Origin of the sequence: Polymorphobacter multimanifer (assembly GCF_014205635.1) — a bacterium.
Taxonomy (GTDB): Bacteria; Pseudomonadota; Alphaproteobacteria; order Sphingomonadales; family Sphingomonadaceae; genus Sandarakinorhabdus; species Sandarakinorhabdus multimanifer.
Map to the genome: position 1 here is coordinate 90,218 of NZ_JACIIV010000005.1, position 15,445 is coordinate 105,662.

General features: G+C 67.4%; 12 protein-coding genes, 1 tRNA gene and 1 pseudogene. 10 read left to right on the forward strand and 4 right to left on the reverse strand.

All coding sequences use genetic code 11. The features are described from left to right. The first annotated feature begins 104 nt into the window (after positions 1 to 104). From FHS79_RS04290 to FHS79_RS04300, 3 genes are read left to right on the forward strand one after another with little or no spacing between them, the layout of a single operon-like run. Positions 105 to 2,093, forward strand: coding sequence for a flagellar biosynthesis protein FlhA (locus FHS79_RS04290; protein ID WP_243452654.1), 1,989 nt, complete (start codon positions 105 to 107; stop codon positions 2,091 to 2,093). Further along, positions 2,093 to 2,833: an RNA polymerase sigma factor FliA gene (gene fliA / locus FHS79_RS04295; RefSeq protein WP_184195916.1), complete on the forward strand. Its 741-nt coding sequence runs from the start codon at positions 2,093 to 2,095 to the stop codon at positions 2,831 to 2,833. Before FHS79_RS04290 ends, fliA begins: the two co-directional genes overlap by 1 nt. Positions 2,834 to 2,871: 38 nt before the next feature. After that, entirely contained in the window at positions 2,872 to 3,744 is an 873-nt protein-coding gene (locus tag FHS79_RS04300; RefSeq protein WP_207792214.1) for an HpcH/HpaI aldolase/citrate lyase family protein, read from the forward strand. Here the strand turns inward: FHS79_RS04300 and FHS79_RS04305 are convergent. After that, positions 3,741 to 4,772: a zinc ribbon domain-containing protein gene (locus FHS79_RS04305; RefSeq protein ID WP_184195919.1), complete on the reverse strand. Its 1,032-nt coding sequence runs from the start codon at positions 4,770 to 4,772 to the stop codon at positions 3,741 to 3,743. The two genes, FHS79_RS04300 and FHS79_RS04305, sit on opposite strands and share 4 nt — an antisense overlap. A 594-nt stretch (positions 4,773 to 5,366) precedes the next feature. Between FHS79_RS04305 and FHS79_RS19405 the strand changes: the two are divergent. Further along, positions 5,367 to 5,471 (forward strand): annotated as a pseudogene (locus FHS79_RS19405) (PEPxxWA-CTERM sorting domain-containing protein); the annotation flags it as partial. Here the strand turns inward: FHS79_RS19405 and FHS79_RS04315 are convergent. Next, positions 5,456 to 6,475 carry an NAD-dependent epimerase/dehydratase family protein gene (locus FHS79_RS04315; RefSeq protein ID WP_184195922.1) on the reverse strand — a complete coding sequence of 340 codons (1,020 nt, stop codon included), beginning with the start codon at positions 6,473 to 6,475 and terminating at the stop codon, positions 5,456 to 5,458. The pseudogene FHS79_RS19405 and the gene FHS79_RS04315 sit on opposite strands and share 16 nt — an antisense overlap. Positions 6,476 to 6,594: 119 nt before the next feature. Here FHS79_RS04315 and FHS79_RS04320 point away from each other — a divergent pair, with 119 nt between their 5' ends. The 6 genes from FHS79_RS04320 (at position 6,595) to FHS79_RS04345 (ending at position 12,732) form a co-directional block, all read left to right on the forward strand. Then, the gene (locus tag FHS79_RS04320; RefSeq protein WP_184195925.1) at positions 6,595 to 7,614 is read left to right on the forward strand and encodes an MraY family glycosyltransferase; all 1,020 of its coding nucleotides are present in this window, start codon (positions 6,595 to 6,597) and stop codon (positions 7,612 to 7,614) included. 44 nt (positions 7,615 to 7,658) lie between these two features. Beyond that, a tRNA-Gln gene (locus FHS79_RS04325) sits at positions 7,659 to 7,733 on the forward strand. A 331-nt stretch (positions 7,734 to 8,064) separates the two neighbouring features. Beyond that, on the forward strand, positions 8,065 to 11,163 hold the full coding sequence (locus tag FHS79_RS04330) for a TonB-dependent receptor domain-containing protein (RefSeq protein ID WP_184195927.1): 3,099 nt from the start codon (positions 8,065 to 8,067) through the stop codon (positions 11,161 to 11,163). 66 nt (positions 11,164 to 11,229) lie between these two features. Continuing rightward, a complete protein-coding gene (locus FHS79_RS04335; protein ID WP_184195930.1) occupies positions 11,230 to 11,586 on the forward strand; it encodes a DUF4440 domain-containing protein in 357 nt (118 codons plus the stop codon). Positions 11,587 to 11,637: 51 nt separating this feature from the next. After that, positions 11,638 to 12,234, forward strand: coding sequence for a pseudouridine synthase (locus FHS79_RS04340; RefSeq protein WP_184195932.1), 597 nt, complete (start codon positions 11,638 to 11,640; stop codon positions 12,232 to 12,234). Between the two features lie 93 nt (positions 12,235 to 12,327). Further along, the gene (locus tag FHS79_RS04345; protein WP_184195935.1) at positions 12,328 to 12,732 is read left to right on the forward strand and encodes a host attachment family protein; all 405 of its coding nucleotides are present in this window, start codon (positions 12,328 to 12,330) and stop codon (positions 12,730 to 12,732) included. Between the two features lie 9 nt (positions 12,733 to 12,741). Here FHS79_RS04345 and FHS79_RS04350 read toward each other — a convergent pair whose 3' ends face one another. Together FHS79_RS04350 and FHS79_RS04355 are read right to left on the reverse strand one after the other, a co-directional pair. Further along, complete coding sequence (locus FHS79_RS04350; RefSeq protein ID WP_184195938.1) at positions 12,742 to 13,461, reverse strand: hypothetical protein; 720 nt, start codon at positions 13,459 to 13,461, stop codon at positions 12,742 to 12,744. Next, on the reverse strand, positions 13,448 to 15,439 hold the full coding sequence (locus FHS79_RS04355; protein ID WP_184195941.1) for an adenylate/guanylate cyclase domain-containing protein: 1,992 nt from the start codon (positions 15,437 to 15,439) through the stop codon (positions 13,448 to 13,450). The genes FHS79_RS04350 and FHS79_RS04355 overlap by 14 nt, the downstream gene beginning before the upstream one ends. Positions 15,440 to 15,445: the final 6 nt, after the last annotated feature.

The window sequence follows — 15,445 nt, forward strand, 5'->3', positions numbered from 1 at the left end:
GCGTTCTCGGCCGCTTGCGTGGCGGCCGCCTGGCGGGGGCCGACCCCGGGGCTGCCGCGTTGGGCGCGATCCTGCCGGTGGCGATCCTGTCGCTGGTGCTGCTGATGGTGGTGCCGCTACCGGCGGCGTTGCTCGATGTGTTCTTCATCCTCAACATCGGCATCGCGCTCATCGTGCTGATGGTGGCGATCAACACCAGGCATCCGCTCGATTTTTCGGTGTTTCCGACCGTGCTGCTGTTCGCGACGCTGTTGCGGCTTTCGCTCAACGTGGCGTCGACACGGGTGGTGCTGGTGCATGGCCATGAGGGGACGGCGGCGGCGGGGCATGTGATCGAGGCGTTCGGCGGGTTTCTGGTGGGCGGCGATTATGTCGTCGGGCTGTTCGTGTTTGCGGTGCTGATGATCATCAATCTCGTTGTCATCACCAAGGGCGCCGGGCGCGTTTCGGAAGTGGCGGCGCGGTTCACCCTCGATGCGCTGCCGGGCAAGCAGATGGCGATCGATGCCGACATGAATGCCGGGCTGCTGAGCGCGGAAGACGCGCGCGCGCGGCGGGCGCAGGTGGGGCGCGAGGCGGATTTTCATGGTGCCATGGATGGTGCCTCCAAGTTTGTGAAGGGCGACGCGGTGGCGGGGCTGCTGATCCTTGCGATCAACATCGTCGGCGGGCTGATTCTGGGAGCGGTGAGCCATGACCTGTCGCTGGCCGAAGCCGCGCGCATCTATCTGCTGCTTGCCGTGGGCGACGGGCTGGTGGCGCAGGTGCCCGCACTCCTGCTGTCGATCGCCACCGCCCTTGTGGTGACGCGGGTGGGATCGGACCTCGATCTTGCGGGGCAGGTGGTGGCGCAATTTGCGCAAGGCCGCAGCTGGACGCCGGTGGCGGTGATGCTCGGGCTGATGGGGCTGCTGCCGGGGATGCCGCATCTGGTGCTGCTGGCGGCGGCCGGGGGGGCGGGCTTTGCCGCCTGGCGGCTTCGCGCACCCCGAGCGATGGCGGTGGTGGCGGATGCGCCCGAGCCGGCGATGGCGGCGATCGAATGGCGCGATGTGAGCGAGACCGCCCCTGCCGGGCTGGAGCTGGGCTTCGGGCTGGTGGGGCTGGTGGATGATGCCAAGGGGAGCGTGCTGATGGGGCGGATCACCGCGATCCGGCGCCAGCTGAGCAAGGGGCTGGGGCTGGTGGTGCCGCCGATCCGGGTACGCGACGATCTGGGGCTGCCGCCGTTCCAGTACCGCATCCTGATTTCGGGCGTGGTGGTGGGGGAGGACCAGGCGTTTCCCGACGATGTGCTGGCGATCGAAGCGGGGCCGGTGGAGGCGGTGATTCCGGGGCGCGAGGTGCGCGACCCGGCGTTCGGGCTTCCGGCACGCTGGATCGACCCCGGCGAGGCCGACCTGGCAACGGCGGCGGGTTATACGGTGGTGGATGCCGCGAGCGTGATCGGCACGCATCTGAACCATCTGCTGCAACTCCACGCGCACCGGCTGATCGGGCAGGACGAGGTGCAGGCGATGCTCGACACGCTGGCGGAGAGTGCGCCCGCACTTGCCGGCGCCCTGGTGCCCAAGCTGCTGCCGCTCGCGGTGGTGACGCAGGTGGTGCAGCGGCTGGTGGAGGAGGCGGTGCCGGTGCGCGACCTGCGCTCGCTGGTTTCCGGGCTGGTGGCGCTGGCGCCGCGGATGCAGGAGCCGGCCGAGCTGGCCGAGGCGCTGCGGACCACCCTGGGGGCGGCGATCGTGCAGACGGTTGCCGGGTTGAAGGAGCCGCTGGCGGCGATCGCGCTCGACCCGGCGCTTGAAAATCTGCTGCTGGGAGCGGTGCGTGCTGCTCCGGGACAAGCCTGGCCATTCGACCCCGAGCTGGGCGGCCGCGTGGGCGAGGCGGTGAGCGCTGCGGCGGCGCCGCTGATGGCCGAGGGGCGGCGCTTCGCGGTGGTGACGGTGCCGGCGGTTCGGCGGCCCTTGTGGAGCCTGCTCAAGGTGCGGCTGCCGCAGCCGGTGGTGCTGGCGTTTGGCGAAATTCCCGATGAGCGGACGGTCGATGTCGTTGCCGTTGTCGGTGGGCAGAATGCTTTGGGAGACGGGTGATGGATGCACGTTTGGGGATCGATCCGGCACTTTATGCGCCTGCCGGGCGGGTTCCGCCCGATCCGGAGCGGCTGGTGGCGTGCCATCTGGGGCTGGTGCGCAAGCTCGCCTGGCATGTGCATGGCCGGGTTTCGACCGCGATCGATGTCGAGGATCTGGTGCAGATCGGCATGGTGGCGCTCATCGAGGCGGCGCGCAGCTTCGAGGACCGGGGGCAGGCGGCCTTTGCCACCTATGCGACGGTGCGGGTGCGCGGGGCGATGATCGACCAGCTGCGCAAGGGGGCGACGGTGGTGCGCTCGGCCATGCGGCGGCGGCGCGAGTGGGCGGTGGTGCGTTCGGCGCTGGAGCTCGAGTTGGGGCGTGCGCCAACCGATGGCGAGATGGCGGCGCGGCTGGAGATGGGGCTGGACGCCTATCACGCCGCACTCGGGGCGATGCAGACGACGCATATCGAGAGCATCGATGACGTGTATTCGGACCAGAACGGCTGGTTTGCCGATGATACGCCCGATGCGCACGACATGCTCGAGCGCGAGAGGATGCACGGGGCGATTGCGGCGGTGGTGAAGACGCTGCCCGAGCGCGAGGCGATGGTGCTGCAGCTGTATTTTGTCGAGGAGCTCAATCTGGAGGAGATCGGCCAGGTGCTGGGGGTGGGGGCGGCGCGGGTGTGCCAGATCAAGAAGGCGGCGCTGGGCAAGCTGCGGACGAAGCTTGGGGGCTGGCAGGACGATTGAGCCGGTGTAGAGCCTTTGCTGTTTCAGGAGGTTCCCCGATGTTCGATCCGCTGCGTCCGCGCCGTTCGGTGCTGTATCTGCCCGCCAACCGGGAAAGTGCGGTGGCCAAGGCGCGGGGGTTGCCGGCGGATTGCGTGATCCTCGATCTGGAGGATGCGGTGCAGCCCGACGCCAAGGATGCGGCGCGCGATGCTGCGGTGGCCGCGGCCGGGGGTGCTGCGGCGGGGGGTGCCGCGGCGGGGGCTGACTGGGGCTCGCGCGAGCTGCTGCTGCGGGTGAACGGGCTTTCCACCCCTTGGCACGAAGCGGATTTCGCTGCGGCGCGTGGAGCGGGCTTTGCCGGGGTGGTGGTGCCCAAGGTGGACAGTGCCGATGAGGCGGCGCGCGCGGTCGAACTGGCGGGCGGGTTGCCGGTGTGGGCGATGATCGAGACGCCGGCTGCCGTGCTGGCAGCGGCGGCGATTGCGCGGGTGGAGGGCGTGATGGCGCTGATTGCCGGGCTGGCGGACCTGGGGAAGGACTTGCGCGCGGTGCCCGATGCCGGGCGGACGGCGTTCCTCTATGCGCTGGGAGCGATGGTGGTGGCGGCGCGGGCGGCCGGGCGGCTGGTGTTCGACGGGGTGTTCACGGACATTCATGATGCGGCGGGCTTCGAAGCCGAGGCACGGCAGGGGCTGGTGTTCGGGTTCGATGGCAAGACACTGATCCACCCGAGCCAGGTGGCGCCGTGCAATGCGGTGTTTTCGCCGAGCGATGCGCAGCTGGCGGATGCTTCCGCGCTGATTGCCGCCTATGAGGACGGACTGGCGGCGGGGCGCGGGGTGACGACCTATAAAGGCAAGCTGATCGAGGTGCTGCACGTGGCGGAAGCGCGGCGGCTGCTCGCGGTGGCGGCGCTGCTGGGGGGTTAAGCCTTGCTGCCGCAGGCGTGGCAGAAGGGGGCGAAGGCGTTCTTGCGAGTGCCGCAGTTGGTGCAGCGGTCGAACAGGCCGATGCCGCAGTGCGGGCAGAAATCCACCTCCGTATTCTTGACCTCGACCGGGCGTTCGCAGGCGGGGCAGGCGGATTTGGCCAACCGGATGAGCGCGGTGTCGTAGGTGAGCTCCTGGCGGCGCTGGGTTTCGGGCTGGGCTTCGGCGAGCTTCTGGCGGGCAAGATACGCGCTGGCGGCGGTGATCGCCCAGCGGCCAACCAGCAGCGTGAGCAGGATGCCGACGGCATAGCGGACATAGCCGCCATAGCTCGGCAGATAGGGCACCAGCTCGACGAAGAAGGCGAACAGCGCGAACAGGATGAAGCCCCAGACAAACGGCCAGTACTGGCTCCCTCGCTTGTGGCGGAACAGCCAGCCGGCGATGGCCAGCAGCGGCAGGGTGAGCGCGAGGCGATAGAGGAAAACGCGCAGCTCCGCGGCCCGGCGGGCGGTTTCGTACCGCGCGTCGGCGGCGGCGAGCAGCGGCGCCATGGCGGCTTCGGCGCGGTCGGCGGCTTGCTGGGCATCGAGCCGGGCCTTGAGCTGGCGATCGACGGCGGCCTGGGTGCGGTCCATGTCCGCCTTCAGCTCGTCGAGCTGGGCGGTGCGGGCAAGCAGCTCGTTGTCCTGGTCCGGGCGCTCGGTGGCGGTGCGGGTGGCGACCCAGGCTTCGAAATTGTTGCGTGCGGAGGCGTAGACCTTGGCGCTCGAATCTGCGGCGAGGCTGGCCTGATCGAGCGCGGCCTGTGCTTGTGCGAGGGCCTGGCCTGCGGCATCGCGCTGTGTGCGGAGCGGCGCGATGGCGCGCTGATCGACAAAGCTTTCCTGGGTGATTCGCGATTCGACCTGGGGCAGATCGCCGACGATGGTGCCGCCGAGGCCGATGAGAAAGCCGGCGAAGACCAGCGCCAGCACCCACAGGCCGCGGTTGAACCAGGATTCGGAAAGTCTCAGCGAGCGGGCCATGGCTGAGCGTGGCGGGCGGCGACGGGGGCGTCAATCGAGACTTCGCGCGTTGCCATTGTTGGGATATGATTAAGCATGTTCAGGGAGGGTCGGGTGATGACGATGCACTGGCGGGCGGCGGCACTGGCATTGATGGTGGCGGGAGCGGCGCCGGCATCGGCGTTGACGATCATCGGGACGGCGGCGCCGGGCTTCGGCGGGCTGGCAAATTTTTCGCGTGAACTGCCGTTTTACCGGACGGGGACTCTCAACGTCGAGCTAAAGGTGACGGGGGGCAATGCCATGCTCTCGGATGGCAACCTGTTTGCCAATTACATCACCTTCTATGACTTCTTCGATCCCGAGACGGGCGAGCCACAGGGCGGGAACGACACGATCACCGAGGATGTGCGCTATCTCGACGCGATTTTCGATCCCGTGAGCGGTAGCTGGAAGGCCAGCTTTTTCGTGCAACGGTTCATACCCTATGTAAGCCAGAACCCGGGCGACCCGTTTCCCTATGAGACTGGCTATACGGTGAGCGAGGCCGGTGCTGTGGGATCGTTTCTTGCCGATGCGCCGATCACCTACACGCTGCGACTGACCGGCAGTGCCATGGTGCCCGAGCCGGCGAGCTGGGCGATGCTGATTGCGGGTTTCGGGCTGGTGGGGGCGGCGGCGCGGCGGCGCCGGCGCCGGGGATTTCACGCGCCTGCGTGATACGCCTTGAACCAGCGGACGAAGGCGGGAATGCCGTCTGCAAGGCTGGTGGTGGGGGCATAGCCGAGGTTCTGCCGGGCCGGGGCGATATTAGCCCAGGTGGCTTCGACATCGCCGGGCTGCATGGGCAGATTGTCGAGCACCGGCGTCTTTCCGGTGGCTTCGGCGAGGATGTCGATGAGCGTGCCCAGCGCTTCCGGCGTATCGTTGCCGAGGTTGTAGAGCGCGTGCGGGGTGGCAAGCCCGCCGGGCTTGAGGGTGCCGTCATCGGCGGGCGGATGATCGAGCGCTGCCAGCGTGCCGGCGACGATATCGGCGATGAAGGTGAAATCGCGGCGCATGCGGCCGCTGTTGTAGAGCGGCAGCGATTCGCCCCGCAGCAGCCGCTCGGTGAAGCGCCACAGCGCCATGTCGGGGCGGCCCCAGGGGCCATAGACGGTGAAGAAGCGCAGGCCGGTGAGGGGGATGTGATACAGGTGCGCATAGCTTTCCGCCAGCAGCTCGGCGCTGCGCTTGGTGGCGGCATAAAGCGACACCGGCCGGTCCGCAGGCTGATCGGCATCGAAGGGCAGCGGGCTGGAATTGCCATAGACCGAGCTCGAGGAGGCATAGACCATGTGCGCCACGCCGTGCGCGCGCGCGACTTCGAGCAAGGTAAGCTGGCCGGTGAGGTTGCTGTGCGCATAGCTCATCGGCGCTTCGAGGCTGTAGCGCACGCCGGCCTGGGCGCCGAGGTGGAGGATATGCGTGGGAACCTCCCCGTCGAGTGCGGCGGCGAGGGCCGCAGGATCGGCGAAATCGGCGTGAACGAAGCGGAAGGCCGGGTGGGGGCCGATGAGCTGCGCCAGCCGGGCGTGCTTGAGGGCGGGATCGTAATAGGCGTTGAGATTGTCGATGCCGATCACCCGGTCGCCGCGCGCGAGCAGGGCGACGGCGGCATGGGCGCCGATGAACCCGGCGGCGCCGGTGACGAGGACGGTTCGGGGGAGGGACGAGAGCGGCATCGACGCTGCTCTTGCGCTCGAATCATGTTCGGGGCTAGGGGGTTTGCGATCGCACCTTCGTAGAAGAGTGCCGGAGAGTTTATTTGCAAGGCGCTGCCTTCATTCCCTTTTGCCTGGCCATGGCGGTCATCGGCGGGGGCCTGGCGTTGCTTGTGGGGCTGATGGCGCAGCCGCTCGGCACCGCCCTCGGCCTGCTGGACTGGCCCGATCTGAACGGCGGCCGCAAGCGCCATGCGCGGGTGACGCCGCTGGTCGGCGGCCTGGCGTTGACGCTGGCGGTGGTGGTTGCCGCGTTTGCCAGCCGGGTGATGATGCCGGCGGGGGACGTGGTGGCGCATGATCTTGGCTGGCTGGCGTTTGCGGTGGCGATGATGTTCCTGATCGGCGCGAGCGACGATCGCTTCCATTTGTCCCCGGTGCTGCGCCTGCTGGCGGCGATGGTGGTGCTGGTGCTTGTCATCTCGAGCGCGCCGGATTTTGCGCTGGCATTCCTGCACTTCGGCGGTGCCGAGCGGCTGCTGCTGCTCGGATCGATGGGAACGGTCTTCACCTTGCTGTGCTTGCTCGGGCTGTTGAACGCCGTGAACATGGCGGACGGCAAGGACGGCCTGGTGCTGGGGCTGGGGCTGATCTGGTCCGCAGTGCTGGCAGCGCATCTGCCACCGCCCTATTGGCCGCTGCTGGCGGCAACACTTGCGGCGCTGCTGGTGCTGCTGTGGTTCAACATGACACAGCGCCTGTTCCTGGGCGATGGCGGCAGCTATGCACTTTCAGCACTGCTCGGGCTGCTGGCGATCCTCACCTACAATCATGGCTTCGAGAACTGGCGTGCCGATGATGTGGCGGTGCTGTTCGCGGTGCCGGTGTTCGACACGGTGCGGCTGCTGGTGGTGCGCATGTCGCGTGGCCGATCCCCTTTCGAGGGGGACCGCGACCATCTCCACCACCATCTGCACGCCACGCTCGGCTGGCCGCGCGGGCTGGCCGTTTATCTGGCGATGGTGGCCGTTCCCAATGCCGCAGCGCTTGCAATGCCGGGAACCGGCTGGTTCTGGCTGGCGATCAGCCTCGGCGTCTATGCGACCGTGCTGCGCGGCACCGGCCATGCCTCGACCGAAGCGCCCGACCCGGCCGAGTAGGGCTTGATGCAGCGGCAGCACTGGCCTAGGGCAACTTTCGGCCTTGGGGCGTAGCCAAGCGGTAAGGCAGCGGTTTTTGGTACCGCCACGCGGAGGTTCGAATCCTCCCGCCCCAGCCAATGCCTTGCAGAGATAGTCTATTTCCGGTGTTCCATGATGCGCCCGGCGGTCGCTTGCTGTTGCTTCGAAGAGGCCGTGCTGGCCGAACCTCTGGGGCAGCTTTTCGATGGGATGGGCAACATGCCTTGCGGCCCGGTCGATCCGCATGCTCGGGCGCTGCGCCCGCGCGCGGACTGTGTTCAAAAAGTCACGGTTGCCGAAACTCGCTGCGTTTTGCGACGGGTCGTGGGGACCTGTCGGAACTCCGGCGTCGCCCGATCTTTGGAAGGCTGCTGCACCGGGCCCGGTCGGGTTGCAGCTTGTTCTTGTTGCTTACCAGAGGATTGTCCCATGGCTTTGTTCGCGTCTTCCTTCGGATCCGCGCTGCGGTGCAGTAGTGCCACGCTGGCGCTGGCGTTGCTGCCGGTTCCCGCTCTTGCCCAATCGGCGCCACAGGAAAATGTGCCTGCAACGTCGGGTGCCGAGCCGACCACGGCGGCCGCAAGCGGCGGTGTTGTCGAGGAGGAGGCGATCGTCGTCACCGGTTCGCTGATCCGCAACCCCAACCTCGTCTCGTCGCAGCCGGTGACGGTGACAACCGCCGAGACGATCCAGCTGCGCGCCGCCAATGTGGCCGAGGAAGTGCTGCGCGACATCCCGGGCGTGGTGCCGAGCATCGGCTCGGCGGTGAACAACGGCAATGGCGGCGCTTCGTTCGTCGATCTTCGCGGAATCGGCGAGAACCGCAACCTGGTGCTGCTCGACGGGACGCGGCTGACGCCCTCCGGGCTCGCCGGCGTGGTCGACCTCAACAATATTCCGCTGACGCTCATCCAGCGCGTCGACAACCTCACCGGCGGTGCGGTGACGACCTATGGTGCCGACGCGATTTCGGGCGTGGTCAACTTCATCACCCGCCGCGATTTCAGCGGCGTGGAACTGCAGGTCTCCAATGGCATCACCGAGGCCGGGGACGGCCAGGTGTATCGCGGGGACCTGACGATCGGCGCCAATTTCGAGGATGGCCGCGGCAACGCGACGCTGTCGTTCGGCTACCAGAAGAGCGACGCCGTGTTCCAGGGTGACCGCGACTTCAGCTTCGACAGCATCGACAGCTACACCGGCGGTGCCGGCGGATCGGGCACTGCCATCCCGTCGCGGCTGACCGGGCTGCGGCCGATCGATCCGGCCACCGGCCTGCCGTCGACCAACCCCGATGTCCCCAACGGCAACCTGCAGATCGACCCGGCGACGGGCACGGCGCGCAATCTCTTCTCGCCGTTCAACTTCAACCCGTTCAACATCTTCCGCACGCCGTTCGAGCGCTACAACATGTTCGGCCAGGCACGCTACGAGATCAACGATGCGATCGAGGTCTATGGCCGCGGGCTGTTTTCGCGCAACACCGTCTCGACGATCATCGCACCTTCGGGCGTCTTCGGGTCGGACGTCACCGTGCCGCTGTCCAACCCGTTCCTTCCCGCGGGCGTGCGCAGCCAGCTTTGCGCCAGCAATGTCGGGGAGTCGGGCACCTATGTGCCGCGCTTCACCCCGGCCGAATGCGCTGCGGCGGCCACGGCAACCAGCCCGACCGACCCCGCCTATCGGACGGTGACGGCGGGCCTTGCGCGGCGCACCACCGAGCTCGGGCCGCGGCAGAGCGACTACCGGACGACGCTGTTCGACTTCAATGGCGGCGTGCGCGGCAAGATCACCGACACGGTGAACTGGGATGTGTCCGGCAGCTATGGCGAGAGCGAGAACATCCAGACGATCGCCGGCTATGCGCTTACCTCGCGCGCCAACCAGTCGCTGCTGGCGACGAACCCGAACACCTGCCTCAATGATGCGGGCGGCTGCGTGCCGGCCAACTTCTTCGGGCCGGAAGGGTCGATCAGCCCCGAGGCGGCAAACTTCCTGACGGCGAGCAGCAGCTCGACCGTGCGCACCAGCCTGGCGCAGGTGCGGGCGCTGGTGACCGGCGATCTCGGCTTCGCGCTGCCCACGGCGGGCGACGCGATCGGCTTCGCGCTGGGCGGTGAGTATCGCAAGTACCGGGCGGAACAGACGTCCGACCTGCTGGCGCAGACCCCCGGCGAGCTCGGCGGCTTCGGCGGTGCCAACCCCAACATCACCGGCGGTTACACGGTGAAGGAAGTCTATGGCGAAATCAACGCGCCGCTGGTGCAGGACCGTCCGTTCTTCGAGAACCTCACGCTGGAAGCCGGCGCCCGCTACTCGCAATATGACGTGCAGGCGCCGGGCAACCCGAGCTTCGATGCCTTCACCTGGAAGGCCGGCGGCAGCTGGGCAATTGCAGGGGGCTTCAAGGTGCGCGGCAACTACAGCCGCGCGGTACGGGCACCCAACATCGGCGAGCTGTTCACGCCCGCGGTTGTGGGGCTGACCAACCTCGGCATCGATCCCTGCGCAGGCTCGGGTGCGGCACCGGGGACCAACCCGACGCTGGCGGCGGTCTGCGTGGCGCAGGGTGCGCCCAGCTCGACGCTTGGCGGCATCCTCAACCCCACCGCGGCACAGGCCAATGCGGTGTTCAGCGGCAACACCAACCTTCGCCCTGAAAAGGCCGACACCTGGACTGCCGGTGTGGTGTTCCAGCCGACATTCGTGCGCGGGCTGGCGATCACCGTCGATTATTACGACATCCGGGTGAATGACGCGATCACCTCGGCGCTGCCGGGCGATGTGATCGGGGCGTGCTTCAACAACCTGTCCGCCGCCAGTGCGTCGAGCGCGGAATGCCTTGGCATCCGGCGCAATCCGGCGACCGGCGGCCTCGATGGCCCGCCGGATACCACGCTTGGCTTGCCGCTCCCCACCACCAATTCCGGCCGCATCTTCACCCGCGGCATCGATGGCACGGTGAGCTATTCCACCAGCTTCGGGGATGCGCGGATCTCGATCGTCGGCAATGCCAACTACACGATCAATGCGCGCTTCCAGGCGTCACCGTCCTCGGCAGACCGCGAGTGCATCGGCGTCTATTCGCCCAATTGCTCGTTCACGGGTTCGATCCAGCCGAAGTTCCAGTCTTCGGTGCGGACCACGGTCGGCCTCGACTCGTTCGACCTGTCGCTGCTGTGGCGCTACATCGATCCGGTGCGCTTCGAGCAGCAGCAGTTCGACGAGGATGTGGTTGCTGCCGTCGATGCCGGTTGCGCCGATCCGACGGGCGCCGATCCGGATGGTTGTGTCGTCGATCCTGGCTTCCGGCGGATCGGGGCCTATCACAACTTCGACCTGACCGGCCGGGTGAACGTGCTCGAGAACCTGACGCTGATCGCCACCGTGACCAACCTGTTCGACCGGCGGCCGCCGCTCGTCGGCGCATCGGTGGGCAGCACGGCGTTCAACAGCGGCAACACCTTCCCCTCGACCTATGACGCGCTGGGGCGCCGCTACACGGTGCAGGGCATCCTGCGCTTCTGATGGCATGCCTTGATGAAGGGGCGGGCGCAGGCTCGCCCCTTCTCTTTTTATCTGGAGGAACGACACATGGAAGATGGACGGATCTGGGAGTTCGAGGAGAGCCTGTGGACCGGCGATGCGGCGCATTACCATGAGCTGATCGACGAGGAATGCGTGATGGTGGTGCCGGCGCCGCCGTTCGTGGTGAAGGGCGAGCAGGCAATCGAAGCGGTGTCGCATACGCCGCGCTGGGAAACGGTCGAGTTTTCGGAGCAGCAGATTGTGCGGCCGCAGGAAGGGCTGATCGTCATTGCCTACAAGGTGAAGGCGGCGCGGGCGAATTCGGACGATTATACCGCCTTTTGCACGACGACGATGCGCCGACTGGCGCATGACGAGTGGCGGGTCGTCCAGCACCAGCAGACGCTGCCGCCGAGGGCGTGAGGCTGATCCGGCGGGCTGTTCGTCGGGCGATTGCCGGCTTATGGGCTGGCGATGGCATTGATCCGATTCAACAAGCCGTTCGGGGTGCTTTCGCAGTTTACCGACAAGCTCACCGACAAGCTCACCGACAAGCTCACCGACAAGCTCACCGACCTGCGCTCGGGCGCGGTGCGACAGACGCTGTCCGACCATGTCGCGGTGCCCGGCGTTTATCCCGCCGGGCGGCTCGACCGCGACAGCGAGGGGCTGCTGCTGCTGACCGATGATGGTCGGCTGCAGGCCCGGATCGCCGATCCGCGCTTCAAGCTGCCCAAGACCTATCTTGTGCAGGTCGAAGGCACGGCGACTGCAGCGGCGCTGGAGCAGCTGCGACGCGGCGTGGTGCTGAACGACGGGCCGACGCGGCCGGCGCTGGTGGAGGCCATCGACCCGCCGGCGCTGTGGCCGCGCGACCCACCGGTGCGGTTTCGCAAGACCGTGCCCGATTGCTGGTTGCAGATCACCATCACCGAGGGCCGCAATCGGCAGGTGCGGCGGATGACGGCAGCTATCGGCCATCCGACGCTGCGGCTGGTGCGCTGGCGGATCGGTGACTGGACGCTGGAGGGGCTGGCGCCGGGCCGGTGGGAGATGATAACCGCGCGCTGAGCGGGCTGGCGGATGACTCCGCATGATGCCCGGAACCGACCGGCCGAAAATCGGTTGGGTGCATGGACCCTCTGGTCCACGTCAGGATAAAATATGCAGCTTGCCCATGGAACCATCGTTGCCGTCATCGACGGCGAGCATCTCAACCTTTATCGCAACACCGGAACCGATTCCGCGCTCAGCCTGACAGCGCTTGAGACCCCGGTGCCGAGCGGCGACAACAAGAGCGCCGGTTCACGCCATCACAGCAGCAGCGCCAATCCCAACGAAAGCCGCCTCGAGGAGGACAGCTTTGCAGCGGCCGCGGCCGCGATGTTGAACAAGCAGGCGCTCGAGAACGACTTCGATGCGCTGGTGGTGATTGCCGCCCCCAAGACGCTCGGCGAGCTTCGCAAGCATTGGCACAAGGCGCTTGAGGCCAAGCTGCTCGCCGAACTGGCCAAGGACCTCACCAGCCACAGCATCGCCGATATCGAGGCGGCGCTCACCAAGCACTGAGGCAGGGCTTCAGTCGGCCGGCTTTTCCAGCGTTGCCAGCATCTTTTCGAGCTGCCGGGTGCAGCCGGCCTTGATCAGCGCGCTCGCGTCGGTGGTCGCATCGCCGGTGGGGGCCGCGACCTTGGTGAAGGTGAGGGTGCGCCGGTTGGCGCCATCGACAAGGGTGTAGCTGCCGCTAGCGGGGATGGCCTTGGGCCAGACCGCGCTGGCGGACCCCTGGGCAAAGCTGACCGTCGTGGCGGCGCCGGGCTTGCCGGCGGGGGCAATGCTGAGGGTGCGGGCGCCGCTGGCGTCCGCGCGGCGCAGGATCACGTTGGACGGATCGACAACGCACTGGGCCGGGGTACTGGCGGCGGCATCGAGATCGACGTCCCAGATGCTGGCACTGTTCACCACCCGGATGCCGCGCACTGTTCCGAGCCGCGGCTTGCGCTCTGCGGTGCGGGCATCGAGGGCGGCGGTGGCGGCCGCGAGCGTGGTGGTGGCAGCGGCAGCGCGACCGAGATCGAAGGTGCCGGGGCCGCGAAAGGTGCGGGTGGCCTGGCCGTCGAGCACGGTCAGCATGTCTCCGGCGGTGAGCTGGATGGCGGTGCCGGGCATGACGGTGCGGCCGACGGGGAAAGCCGCGGCGCCATTGCCGACCGATCGGACGACAAGCGCGGCATCGGCGGCCGATGCCAGCAGCACGGCAGCGACGGCGGCAGCAACAACAGGCTTAAGAGACGACATAGGAACCTCCTGGTTCGAGCGTTTCGAGACGGCTGACCAATTTTGCGAGAATGGTATCATCGGGGTGTTCGGCGGCCAAGGTGCGGAAGGCCTGGAGGGCGGCGGCATCGCCGGCCTCGAAGCGCTTCCACAGGACGTTGTGCTGGGCGGCGCTCTCCGCATCGGCAACGGGCTCATAGACTTCGATCGGATCGCCTCGGCCGCGCAGCGTGATGCGGCCGAGGCTGCGGCACACCGGCTCACGGATGTTGGCGATCGCCTCGCGGCTGACCATCGTGTAGCTGCCGGTGGCCTTGTTGGCGGCTTCGAGGCGTGCAGCGGTGTTCATGGCATCCCCAAGGGCGGTGTACTGGATACGGTCGGTGCCGCCGAAATTGCCGACGACGGCGTTGCCCCTATGTACGCCGATGCGGGTGCGACCGATGCGCGGCCCCTTGGTCTCGGTGTTCCTCCCGAGTTGTTCGCCTGAATATTGCTGGATGGCGCGGGCCGCGGCGAGGGCGCGGTCGGCATCGTCCGGCCTTGCGACGGGTGCCCCCCAGAAGGCGATGACGGCATCGCCGACAAATTTGTCGATGGTGCCGCCGTGCGCCAGGATGATGCGGCTGATATCGTCGAGATAGGCATTGAGCAGGATCGAAAGCTCCTCGGCGGCCAGGCTGTCCGACAATTTGGTGAAGCCCTCGATGTCGGTGAACAGCGCATAGATGCGGCGCTTCTCGCCGTGCAGCGCCAGCTTTTCCGGCTGCTGGATGATCATCTGCGCGATATCGGGGGGCAGGTATTTGCCGAGGGCCGATTGCGCGAAGGCGCGCTGCTCGACGCCGATCGAGCGTGCGGAGGCCGCAGTGGCGGCGTAGGCGATGATGAAGCCGATCACCCATCCGCCTGCCGGCAGCCCGATCGTGTCGATATCGAGGCTTTGCAGAAGGAAGGGCAGGCCGATGAGCCCGGCAATTTCCACGGCACCGATGCCGGCAGTGATGGCGGCGCGGAAGGGCGAGATGGAAGTGAGGGCGCCGGCGCCCACCACCAGGACTGCGGCGATCCAATAGGCCCAGTCGGGGAGCAGGGTGAGAATGCGGTCATCGAGCCGCTGGGCGAGGAGATGGCCGTGGATGGCGACGCCGGGCGTGTCCTGCCCCGAGACGCGGGTGAGCGGGGTTTCGAAGCGATCGACCATCGACAGGTCGGCGCCGATGAGGATGAGCCGGTCCTTCACCAGCGGCGCCATTGCTGCGGCCATCGCCGGATCGGCGAACAGCTCGATGGGCAGCATCGTGAAAACGGGATGCTCGTCATCCTTCTGGCGGCGGAAGGCGATGCCGCCGGCATAATCGCGCATCGGCCGGCCGCCCCAGCCGGCGTCGGCGGCCATCAGGTCCATGAGTAGGGGCTTTGCACCCGACAGCTGCGCGGGAAAGCGACGGATGACATTGTCGGTATCGACATCGACGCGCACATCGCCGCCGCCGACCTGTGGCGTGGCGATGCGCGACTGGAATCTGCGCAGGAACTTGTCCTGCCAGGGCGGCAGCGTGGGGACGGCTTCGTTCTCGGCGACGGTGGCGAGGCGGGTGGGGGTGCGCATTGCGCGAAAGGTTTCCACCAGATATCCGTCGTCGGGCTGGCCCTGGTCGATGAGAATGTCGATGCCGATGCTGCGGGCACCCATGGTGTCGATGCTGCGCAGCGCATCGGCCAGCAGCTTGCGATCGAGTGGCGAGCGCTTGCCGGTGCTGGCGAGCGTCTCTTCGGTGAAGACGATGATCGAGATCCGCGGGTCCTGCTCCACCACCGGGGCCGCAATGAACTGGCGGACGTCGTAAAGCCCGCGCTCGGTATCGACGAGAACGGGAAGCTGCCAGCTGAAGCGCGCGATGCCGATGCCGGCGATGATGACGAGCAGCGTGACGAGCAGCCGGCCGAGGCCGACATTGCCGAGGAAGCGGCGCAGCGGGTGCAGCAGGTCAGTCATGCGCGG